This is a genomic window from Planctobacterium sp. AWH2_060, assembly GCF_056158425.1.
This window is the reverse complement of sequence record NZ_JBSWTG010000001.1, coordinates 2,651,668-2,662,649: the sequence shown is the minus strand read 5'-3', so window position 1 is coordinate 2,662,649 and position 10,982 is coordinate 2,651,668. Positions and strand designations below refer to the sequence as shown.

Annotated in this window: 13 protein-coding genes; 4 read left to right on the top strand and 9 right to left on the bottom strand. The window is 44.1% G+C overall.

The genetic code is table 11. The features are described from left to right. Positions 1-116: 116 nt before the first annotated feature. The 4 genes from ACXAD8_RS11425 to ACXAD8_RS11410 all read right to left on the bottom strand — a co-directional run bounded on the left by ACXAD8_RS11425 (position 117) and on the right by ACXAD8_RS11410 (position 1,477). Positions 117-416, bottom strand: a complete 300-nt coding sequence (locus ACXAD8_RS11425; RefSeq protein WP_475228559.1) for a hypothetical protein — start codon at positions 414-416, stop codon at positions 117-119. A 314-nt stretch (positions 417-730) separates the two neighbouring features. Next, entirely contained in the window at positions 731-940 is a 210-nt protein-coding gene (locus ACXAD8_RS11420) for a hypothetical protein (protein ID WP_475228556.1), read from the bottom strand. Positions 941-968: 28 nt separating this feature from the next. Continuing rightward, positions 969-1,184, bottom strand: a complete 216-nt coding sequence (locus ACXAD8_RS11415) for a hypothetical protein (protein WP_475228554.1) — start codon at positions 1,182-1,184, stop codon at positions 969-971. 5 nt (positions 1,185-1,189) lie between these two features. Next, positions 1,190-1,477 (bottom strand): class IIb bacteriocin, lactobin A/cerein 7B family, encoded by a 288-nt coding sequence (locus ACXAD8_RS11410; protein WP_475232945.1) that lies wholly within the window; start codon positions 1,475-1,477, stop codon positions 1,190-1,192. 314 nt (positions 1,478-1,791) lie between these two features. Here ACXAD8_RS11410 and ACXAD8_RS11405 point away from each other — a divergent pair, with 314 nt between their 5' ends. From ACXAD8_RS11405 to ACXAD8_RS11390, 4 genes are all read left to right on the top strand, one after another. Continuing rightward, on the top strand, positions 1,792-2,727 hold the full coding sequence (locus ACXAD8_RS11405; protein WP_475228552.1) for a hypothetical protein: 936 nt from the start codon (positions 1,792-1,794) through the stop codon (positions 2,725-2,727). A 142-nt stretch (positions 2,728-2,869) separates the two neighbouring features. Continuing rightward, positions 2,870-4,516, top strand: coding sequence for an AMP-binding protein (locus ACXAD8_RS11400; protein ID WP_475228550.1), 1,647 nt, complete (start codon positions 2,870-2,872; stop codon positions 4,514-4,516). A 709-nt stretch (positions 4,517-5,225) separates the two neighbouring features. Continuing rightward, positions 5,226-6,380, top strand: coding sequence for an acetyltransferase domain-containing protein (locus ACXAD8_RS11395; protein WP_475228548.1), 1,155 nt, complete (start codon positions 5,226-5,228; stop codon positions 6,378-6,380). Between the two features lie 23 nt (positions 6,381-6,403). Beyond that, positions 6,404-7,138, top strand: coding sequence for a queuosine precursor transporter (locus ACXAD8_RS11390; RefSeq protein WP_475228545.1), 735 nt, complete (start codon positions 6,404-6,406; stop codon positions 7,136-7,138). Here the strand turns inward: ACXAD8_RS11390 and ACXAD8_RS11385 are convergent. The 5 genes from ACXAD8_RS11385 to ACXAD8_RS11365 all read right to left on the bottom strand — a co-directional run bounded on the left by ACXAD8_RS11385 (position 7,125) and on the right by ACXAD8_RS11365 (position 10,982). Beyond that, positions 7,125-7,598, bottom strand: coding sequence for a very short patch repair endonuclease (locus ACXAD8_RS11385; RefSeq protein WP_475228543.1), 474 nt, complete (start codon positions 7,596-7,598; stop codon positions 7,125-7,127). The two genes, ACXAD8_RS11390 and ACXAD8_RS11385, sit on opposite strands and share 14 nt — an antisense overlap. Before the next feature lie 14 nt (positions 7,599-7,612). Next, positions 7,613-7,969, bottom strand: a complete 357-nt coding sequence (locus ACXAD8_RS11380; RefSeq protein WP_475228541.1) for a hypothetical protein — start codon at positions 7,967-7,969, stop codon at positions 7,613-7,615. Between the two features lie 120 nt (positions 7,970-8,089). Next, positions 8,090-8,755: a response regulator gene (locus ACXAD8_RS11375; protein ID WP_475228538.1), complete on the bottom strand. Its 666-nt coding sequence runs from the start codon at positions 8,753-8,755 to the stop codon at positions 8,090-8,092. Positions 8,756-8,856: 101 nt separating this feature from the next. Beyond that, entirely contained in the window at positions 8,857-10,092 is a 1,236-nt protein-coding gene (locus ACXAD8_RS11370) for a mechanosensitive ion channel family protein (protein WP_475232943.1), read from the bottom strand. A 5-nt stretch (positions 10,093-10,097) separates the two neighbouring features. Beyond that, positions 10,098-10,982, bottom strand: a complete 885-nt coding sequence (locus ACXAD8_RS11365; protein WP_475228536.1) for an acyltransferase — start codon at positions 10,980-10,982, stop codon at positions 10,098-10,100.

Here is a 10,982-nt window from a genome sequence, read left to right as displayed (position 1 = left end):
TGAACTTTAGTTTCAGGACGTTCACGCCGGGGTGGCAAACGCAGAACGGTTCTTATCGGTTGGAACGGGGCGAACAAACGGCCCATTTGCAGCGTGCTTGGCAACCCAAATTGGGATTAGGGTCGGTTTGTTGCCAATTGGATGAGTAAGGTATATTCGGACGGTGGGGTGATGTTATCTTCTGGCATTGGTTTTTTTAGCCGCTCGTCATCACTGACACTGACATCGTCCCGCTTTTCAAGAGAAACAGGTGAATACGATGGTGAAGTAAGCTTGATACCCAGCCCATGTAGCATGCCAAATACAACTGCAAGGGCGCAATTATTATTTCCATTTGCAATGTCTAATTTAGTGGTGCCGAACAAGTTCATAACCAATATAAAGTGAAAAGCTACTTCAAACCTGAACCTCTTCAAAAAAGTCTCTTTTAACCTAATTAACTTGAGATCTGTATATGGCTTAAAGTCGCGTGATATTGATATTCGGCTTTTCGTCTGAAGTGTAACTTACATTCGTCACGTCGATTTCAATTAACAGTCCATGTGTTCAACGCTTATGCTGAATGGAAGTATGCATAAGCCGTATACGAGGTCCGTACGTACGGTTATGTGAGAGGGGTGAGGCGGTGACGCCTCACCCTACTTGATGTTAGAGTGCTTTGATCTTTTTAGTACAATTTTTCTGCAAAGGTTAACGCGCTTTAGTTATGCCGTAACCTGGTCTGACCGTTTTAAAGTAAAACGCTTTCAATCATTGGTGTCAGTAAGAACTTACTCACCGTCCAACCTGCAACAATAGAGATAAACACATTTAACTGCGCCAGAAGCCAGCGAAAGCCGTTTAGATTCTCGGGAAAAGGGGCCAATAATCCAACGCCACAAAGGCGTTTTATTGCAAATGAGGTTAACAGAGTTATTGTGACAGTGATTATCAGCAGCATACTTTCCTTGAATTTATTAAATACGCTATTACGAATTTAATAAAGGTGCAAAGCCAAAATAGACAATGCAAAAGGCCACTGCTGTAGCCAGTGTAACATTCCACATTGCCAGGAACTTTTTGATTCCTTTAAGCTTACCGGGAACGGGGTCAATGGCCTTCAATCCAAGTAACATTTTAATTCCAGCAGAAATAGATATTACTAAAACTGAGAACAAAATAAGAAGTACGCTAACAGATTCCATACCTGTTACTCTTTAATCTCAAAGTATTGGTCAATGACACTGGCTGCGCCACCAGTGGCTCCAGAACCAGCGAGTGTAGTTGCTGCATTTCCTAAGGAGCGGACAGGGTTCAACGCCCCTGTTATTACTCCAGTGACTACCCCCGTGATAATACCTTGTGCACTGTAATTTCCATTGCTGCCTAGAACAGCACCATAACCACCCGCTATTCCACCAATTACACCCCCTATAACTCTATCCCAATAGCCGCCATTAACCTGTTCAATTTCATTTACACTTAATTCTTGCGTAATAAATTTCCTTATATTTTATGTTGAGCCCTATTGCCAACGAGTGAAAATATACACTCCCTATTTTCAAAATTTAACTGTACCAAAGTACAGGTTTTCAGTTCTGCTGTGCCATTCAAATAAAACACCTGTGCTGCTATGGAGAAAGACTGATGACGTCAATTTGAATATGGAGTAGTTTTGTACATAGAATTTAGGTTTTGCCAAAAAAACACCAAATTCGAAACTTCCTAATGGTGAGTTCATTGATTTTCAATGAGTTTATTGACTACTCTTTGCTGAAGTACCTTGCGTAACTTACTTATTCGGATTTTCTGATGAACAGCAATAACAAACCGCGTCCTAAAACTACGCTAAAACCGCCATCCAGCAATGCCCCCAGACCGCCCGGTGGTGGGCCCAATAAGTTGAGTCCCGAGGCGATGCAACGCTTAAATACTCATATTGCTCAGGGGCCCGGCAGAATGCACGAGCGCAGCGTGTTTCGCTTACACGAAGAACGCTCGTATATTTATGACAAGATGTCTAAAAATGCGGTGACCGGTGCTGCTTTGGATGTCAAAGCGAACATTGCTACTAACCTGAATAAAAGAGACAGGGCTGCATTGACTAAAGAAGCCGAGTCATTACGGCCATTTAAACGCGAATTTAAAGGCAATAACCCCGAAGGTGCAAGAGCGGAAACCATAGCCAAGGGAGCCAAGTATACGCGACTGGGAGCTAATGTTGCCAACCATGTAGGAACTGGTGTGGCTTTGGTCAATCCACTGGCTGGCGGAGCCACTAAATTAGCGGCAAAAGGTGTCAGTATAGGTGCAGGTGTGGTGGCTACAGGGGCTTACAATGAAGCCAGTAAAGCCTATGCGAAAAATGTCAATCCGAACGCAACTGGGCGCGAGATGTTAGGTAGCCAAATGGCGCAGGTTAAATCAGATATCAATGCTCAGAAACGCAATCATATGGCAGTGATGACAGGTGTAGGAGCTTTGACTGGAGCGGCAGGTTTGGGAATTGATGAAATTGCAAATGTTGGTGGTACGGCAATGCAAATGGCCTCAAAAACCTCCTTCGGAACTGCAAAGACTATGGGAAGTGCAGGTTTACAGTTAGGCCTGGAGATGAAAGAAAGACAAAACAAGTCGGAGTTTGTCAATCTTCTGCAGCATCGCAGAGCAATGGAACCCAAACGTGGCTTGCAGACTCCGAAACCGCCAACACAGCAGGCACCAAGACCCCCAGGTGGCAAGAAGTAGTTAACACTTCCGATAGCTACCTGCAATTGCGAGCCGGTCAGGAACTCTAATAACTTGCTGCGAAAAAGCTTTTAATTCCCATCTAAATCTGACTACTATTAGCGCTTGCACGGTGCAAAATTTACCAGGAGTCAATGCGTAAATGAATACGGTTAATCTTTCCCTTCCCGCTGAAAAGCTGACTTATTGGATGGTGCAGGACAACAATCGCGAAGTGTTGTTCCAGCCTAAAAATGGACAGATGCATACTTTTACCTGGCAGGAAATCGATGATCAGGCTCGAAAGCTGCTTAGTTTTTTCCGTAAACAGGGCTTAAATCCAGGTGATAAAGTAGCTATTTTGTCAAAGAATTGTGCCCACTGGATAATCGCTGATATAGCACTGATGTATGGCGGACTGGTCAGTATTCCAATTTATCCCACAGCGAATGCCGAAACCATTAGTTATGTTCTGGAGCACTCAGAAAGCAAAATGATCCTGGTGGGCAAACTAGATGATTGGCAATCTCAAGCCAGTGGTATACCGGAAACTCTATCCAAAGTCGCTTTCCCCTATCCAACAATGCCAGCAGAGCATCAGTGGGACAGCATTATGAAGGAAAGCGCGCCAGCAGACAGCGTATCGCCGGTCGCGGAAGATGATCTCATGACAATTCTGTACACGTCGGGAAGTACCGGAAATCCCAAAGGCGCAATGCATACTTATCAAAGCTTTGTTAATGCCGGAAAGAATGTCGGTAAGCGTATGGCGGTGACACCTGACGATCGCATTATGTCTTATCTGCCTTTGTCACATTGTACCGAACGAGCCTATGTAGAATCGACATTGTTAAACTACGGTTTAAAGGTTTATTTTGTTGATAGCCTGGATACCTTTGCCAACGATTTGGGTTATGCCAAACCCACAATATTTGGTTCGGTACCCAGGCTCTGGACGCAATTCCAGAAAAAAATCCTTACCAAGATGCCCAACAAGAAGTTGCAAACACTGTTAAAGATTCCGGTAATCAGTGGCATAGTAAAAAACAAAATAAAAAAACAAATGGGCCTGGATCAGGCACGTATTTTCATCAGTGGCTCTGCTCCCTTATCAGAAAAGATTTTGCACTGGTACAGTAAACTGGATATCAATATTGGTGAAGGCTGGGGAATGACCGAATCCTTTGCCTGTGGCAGTGTATTGGGGCCAGATATGGATGTACGTATCGGTACGGTTTCCAAGCCTTTGCCGGGAACAGAAGTGATCATCGCAGAAGATAATGAGATTTTGCTGAAAACCGAATCCGATATGCTGGGTTACTACAAAGAAGAAGAGAAAACCAAGGAAACTATTAGCCAAGATGGCTACATTCACACCGGTGACCTGGGAGAGTTAAAAGATGGTTATCTGTCGATTGTAGGGCGGAAAAAGGACATCTTTAAAACAGAAAAAGGCAAGTATGTGGCCCCGATCCCTATCGAGTCTGAATTTGGTGATAATGAATATATTGAACAAATGTGTTTGATGGGAACCCAGCTGGTACAACCGGTATTAGTGGTTAACCTTAGTGAGCACGCCGCTGCAATCGATAAGAGTGAATTGGAAAGCAGTTTGTTGAACACTCTGAGCACAGTGAATAGTAAACTGGAAGCTCATGCTAAGGTCTCTGCAATTATCGTTGCAAAGGAAGCCTGGACTACCGATTCAGGAGAGCTAACACCGACATTGAAGGTAAAACGTCATGTGGTGGAAAAAGCCTTTTTACCTCTGGCTCAGAAGGTGGAAAAAGGCAAGGTGAGTTGGCACTAACACCGTTCTTACGTCTTGCTACTAATAAAACCAGGGCTTCAAAACCCTGGTTTCTTCGGGTGATTGCCACTGAATTGATCCAGGGCGAGAGCATGAGTGCTCATTTAGTGTCCAGAAACTAATAATGTTCATTTGGAGATAATCCAAAACTGATTCGTTTGCGGGTTCGGTTCCGCCAATATTTGCTCGGAGTGCTGAACCTAATCTCCCTTTACGCGCAATAAACTGAGACATCAGTTCAAACAACGATACTCAATGCCCAGCACAGGGAAGTGCTGTCATTGATGGTCATCGTTGTTCTGATGGCGAAGTTTATGCTTTTGCGCGTCAGGGGCTGCGGGGGATTCTTAAGGGGGGCGCAGCCCGGTCACCTTAAGGCGCAGTCGGCGCCCCGACAATGATTTCAATCAAATAGTAATGGTTGAATTAGACCGCGGTGCCAAAAAGGTCTATCTAACAGCAAACTTAAAACCAGAGCCTGTAGTTAGGTTGAGTTCTGCAATATCGATAATTTAAGACGAAGTCAAAATAATTAGGTTTTGGCTTCGGTTAGGTCAGGCTGTGTCAGATGTCGCTCAAAAAACGTTCGCGAACTTGCCCTGTGAATTGATCAAATATTTAGTGGGATGAGTGTTGGGTAAAATAACCGCCCCTTTCGTATTTTGCTGTTATTATTCGTTAGTTAAAAAATTAGCAAAGAGTGACTAGTATGCAGCATCGTATCAACGCAATTGATCAACTACGTGGTTTGGTCATCGTTTTAATGGCTATCGATCATGTTCGCGATTTTTTTAGCCCTTTTCCCTGGCAACCGGAAGATTTAACTCAGACCAGCCCTGAGTTGTTCTTTACTCGCTGGATCACCCATTTTTGCGCTCCTGTATTTATTTTTCTCACCGGAATGAGCGCCTGGTTGTACAAAGACAAAGTAAAGTCCACAACAGCATTGCGCCACTTTCTGTTAACTCGTGGTATCTGGCTGATTTTTATCGAGTTAGTGGTGGTAAATGCCTCCTGGAAGTTTGGCTTTCCCGGCTGGTACTTTGTGCAAGTAATATGGGCAATTGGTGTTAGTATGCTGTTTTTGGCTATCTTTATTTATCTACCTAAAAACCTGACATTAGCCACAGGTATCCTGATGATAGCAGGGCACAATCTGCTAGACGGAATTAACGCCACTTCATTTTCATCTTTTGCCTGGTTGTGGCATGTTTTACATCAACCCGGTTGGATACCTTTTAATGCTCAGGGAGCGGGCGTTTTCGTGGCATATCCGCTTATTCCCTGGATTGGCGTCATGTTAGTTGGCTATGCGTTGTGTCCATGGTTGACTGAAGATCGTAACAAATTTAACCGTCGCTGTATTAATTTAGGGTTGGCAATCACCCTGGCGTTTGTAGTATTGCGTTTGGCTAACTTTTACGGTGATCCCGTACCCTGGAGTGAGCAAGAACGGGGGAGTATATACACCTTATTGTCGGTATTAAATACCCAAAAATATCCGCCTTCGTTAGCGTACCTATTGATGACATTGGGTCCGGCTTTGATACTTTTGGCCTATCTTGAAAAACTCTCAAACACTTTGACTCAACCTTTATTAGTCTTTGGTCAGGTGCCCTTTTTCTACTATGTTTTACACGTGCCCCTGATACATTTATTGGCGATATTGTTTTTTATTCCCGACTTAGGCATTAATGTTGGCTGGCAATTTGGAGGAGCCGCAGGCTTTCCAGAAGGGTATGAACCCAGTCTTTTGCGACTTTATCTGGCCTGGATAGTAGTAACATTAATTATGTATTTTATGTGCCTTTGGTTTTCGGGGGTAAAACAGCGCCATAATCATTGGGCACTGAAATATCTATAAGGAAGTCTCTGTAGACTATTAATATGACAATCAAAAAACTAACAGACGCGGGTGAGTTATCGGCTCAGCAATTTAGGTATTACGATTTTGTAATGGCAGCCACCTGCGTCATTATTGTGTGTTCAAATATTATTGGTGCGGCCAAAGTAGCTACCATAGCTGGCTTTACATTTGGCGCGGGTGTGCTGTTTTTCCCCCTCTCTTATGTACTTGGAGACGTACTAACCGAGGTTTACGGATACTCCAGAGCCAGGCGGGTTATATGGGCTGGCTTTGCAGCTGCAGCGTTCGCAGCCGGCATGGCTGCATTTATAACTGCAATGCCCCCCGCTGAAAGTTGGAATCAGGATCTCGGTGGAATTGACACTCAAACGGCCTTCGCAATGAATTTTGGTCAGGTGCCCAGAATTATCTTCGCTTCTATGTTGGCTATCTGGTGTGGTGAAATGGCTAATGCCTTTGTAATGGCAAAAATGAAGGTGTGGAGTCAGGGAAAAGCGCTATACCAACGCACTATAGGCTCTACAGTGGTGGGGCAGGGGGTAGATACTTTGCTGTTTTACCCATTAGCCTTTGGCGGGATTTGGTCAACAGATTTATTGCTCACAGTAATGTTGAGTAATTATATCCTCAAAGTGTTATGGGAAGTGTTGCTAACTCCGGTGACTTACAAAATTGTTGGAAAATTAAAGCGGGCAGAGGGGGTCGATGTTTATGATGAACAAACTCGCTTCACGCCATTTTCTATTCGTCGCTAATCTCAAACCCTTTATGGGATATTTCGGCACTTTCCCTATTTGATAGTATAAATTCCTCAATACGAGCTGATAACTCTGAATATGGCAGGCGAAGCTTGCCTTTGAGACTGCACTCCCACACAACCAGGTAACGAATTCCGTTTAGCTTAAGAGTTCTTCGCACTTGCTGATCGCGGTTTCGGTTCCCTTCAATTTTGTTTAGCCAGAAATCGGTTCTGGTGGCAGGCACTTTAAACAGGTGACAATGATGTCCATGCCAAAAGCAACCGTGAATAAATACGGCGAGTTGTTGTTGCGGTATATAGAAATCTGGCCGGGTATCGAGGATTTGAGCTTGAGCCTGGAAGTCCAACTGCAGTTCTTGCAGTAATTGGGCTATTTGCAATTCCGGTTTGGTGTCGCGGTGTTTAATCGCGGACATGTTTTTGCGTCGTTGTTCCCGGGAGTGCACATCAGTCATGATTTTAAATCAGTTTAGAGTTTGAGCTCGATGCGGGTAATTTCACAATGACCAGGGTCGGCTGCTCGCTGCTCTGAATCTTCTCTGGAGATATTAAAGTTAACTTCTACAGGCCTGTTTAATCGGATTGCCAGTTTCGCGACTTCAATGCCCTGTAGGTCTTGCGGATCAAAGCGCAGTTGAGGACAACTAGCGCGTTCGCTTGTACCCTTAAGCACCAACCAGGTATGAAAAGCGGATTCGGCACTTTCCGATGCCTCTGAATAGAAGGATTTAACCAGTCCCCGACCAGAGAATTCGGCGTAGTTGCTTTGTGCAGCCAGAGTGGCAGTAAGCATAGATGCTGTGAGGATTAATACAGAGGTTTTCACAATGAGCCTGACTTTGGTTATCAAATCAAACTACAGACTAGCAGGACTTAACTAAATAAAAAATGAACGACCTAAAATAACAAAGCCACAACCTGTGTGGCTCTTGGTATAACATCTGTTTTATGCTGGCAGCCTGAATCGGTATCCAGCACCGTAGACTGATTCGATAATGTTTTCTTTGACACCAGAATCTTTGAGTTTCTTGCGAATATTCTTGATGTGGCTATCAATAGTACGGTCAGTGATGTCACCGGTATTGCTGTATACCAGGTCAATGATTTGTTGTCTGGAATAAATACGTTCCGGATTTTTAAATAATAATCGGTAAAGACTGAATTCCAGAGAAGTCAGCGGGATTTCACTGCCTTTATAGGAAATTTTGTGTTTATCATCATCCAGGCTAAAGATAGAATAATAAACGTGATCCGAGGTACGGCGTAAAATAGCCTGCACTCGCATAACCAATTCCGGGGCGCTAAAAGGTTTGCACATGTAGTCGTCAGCACCGGCTTCCAGACCAATCAACCTGTCCACTTCTTCAGATTTACCGGTTAGCATAATAACCGGGATGTTGGAAAATTCCCGAATTTCACTACAGCATTGCAAACCGTCTTTGCCTGGTATCACCAGATCCATGATCACCAGGTCGGGTTTATTCTCCCGAACATAGTCAACCACGTCATCGCCTTTAACAATATGATGGGTTTTAAAGCCATTCGCTTCCAGAAAGCGCTGTACCTGTAATGCAATATCAGGGTTATCTTCAACTACGAGTATTTGCTGCATTTTTTTTCACACCTGTTAAAACTAACTTGATTATGTCACGCTTTTCCTGACATACGCGGCTAACTTAATGATGAATTGTGCAAACAAAATGAAGAAATGATCTAATCGGAGTTCACAATTGCAGACTGCAGTTGAAAAGGCTTCAGCCGGAATTCCGGCAATACGGCAATACAGTGATCAAAAATATCGGATTGAACGCCTTCATAATTTACCCAATTTTTATCTTTGCTAAAACAATAAATTTCAATGGGTAAGCCAGTCGGCGCGGGCGGAAGTTGGCGCACAATCAGAGTCATGTCCTGATTGACTTGCGGGTGTTGCTTCAGATAATTTTCAAGGTATTTGCGATATACGCCAATATTGGTGAATTTATTCACGTGCAAGGCCTTATCTGGCGCGATTTGTTGATCGGATTTTTGTAATTCTGCTTTAAATTCTTTGAGGTAATCCGACAGTAAGGCTATTTCACTTAATTGCGACAGTTGCTCGTCGCTGCAAAAATCAATGGACTGAATATCAATGTGGATGGCACGCTTTATGCGTCGCCCGCCCGATTCCTGCATGCCTCGCCAGTTTTTAATGGACTCACTCATCAAGGCATAAGTGGGAATGGTGGAAATGGTTTTATCCCAGTTGCGCACCTTAACTGTGGTCAAGCCTACCGCCATTACGGTGCCATCGGCATTGTATTTGGGCATTTCTATCCAGTCGCCATTAGTAACTGTGCGGTTGGCGACTATGTTAATTCCCGATACGAAACCCAAAATGGTGTCCCGGAAAACCAAAATAATGATGGCGGTTAAGGCACCCACACCAGATAAAAGTAATGTTGGAGATTTGTCCAGTAACTGGGAAACAATCAATAAAATTGCGATAACCAGGAACAACAATTTAGCAACCTGAACAAAACCATCAATCGGAACCCGACTGGCGTAGCGGGAGTTGTCGTAGATAGCCTGAACACTGTTAAAAACGGCAAATACCGCTCTGGCAGCAGCAATGATTAAATAAATCAGGCTGAATTTAAGGGTCAGTACCAGTGTAATGTGCTCTGCTTCCAGCACATAGGGGGCACCTAAGTGCAGTAAACTGGCAGGGATGATATGGGCGATGCGCCGGAAGAAACGACATTGATGTAAGGTTTCGTTCCAGTGCGGTTTATTACTGAACACCAACCCCGTGAGCCTTTGCTGCAAAAAAAGACGGGTGATGCGTAAACTTAACCAAGCGAGAATGACCATCAAGGCCAACATGGCTGAGCTGAATAGCCAGCCGGATTGGCTCACTGCTATACTATTGGCATTTAACCACTGCGCCAGCGTCTCACCCAGGTGCATGTTTCTCAAGCGTTTAGCTCCTCAAGAATGGCATTAATTTTAGCGTCTTTTTGTTGCCAGCGTTGATTTAGATTGTTTTGGAAACCGATGCGAAATTCTTCGTCATTAAAATAGTCGCCAATAAGTTCCGGACTAACGGGCAGTACGTCCACAACGAACACTATCTGCTTCAGGTTGCCACTGAGCATATCCCGCATCACAACGCCTTTGTTGCCAGGATAAATCAAAGTGACATCCAGAATATTTTGGAACAGTTCTCCCATTGCCGCAAATGTAAAGGCGATCCCTCCGGCTTTAGGCGGCAACAGGTGCTGTAGTTGATTGCCTTTTGCCGCTTTTTTAGCAGGCGTAACACGGGTACCTTCCACAAAATTAATGATGGTGGTTGGTGCGTGACGATATTTTTCACAGTGTTTTTTAGTGGTTTCTATGTCTTTGCCTTTGAGATGTGGGTGTTTCTTTATGTACGCCTGACTGTAGCGCTTCATAAATGGCATCTCCAAAGCCCAGGCTGCGACACCTACGAAAGGTAACCAAATTAATTCCTGCTTCAAAAAGAACTTGGGGGTCGGGATGCGTTTATGGGTAAAGGCTATAAGCAGGATAATATCCAGGTAACTGATGTGATTGGAGATAACCAAATACCAGCCGTTAGGATCCAGTTCCCCATTGATCTTGTATTCCACATCTATATTGTTGAAAAACTTAATCATAGCCACACTGCAGGTGCCAAAGCGCGCCACGATCACTTTTAAGACGGCGTCTACTGGTCTGCACAAGGCTTTGGGCGTAATAAACTTCAGTAGTCCAAAGGTGACGGCCAGAGTTGCCCAGATAGCCAGATTAATGACTTGCAGGGTAAAGTGAATCGGAAAAATGATGAGTCCCAT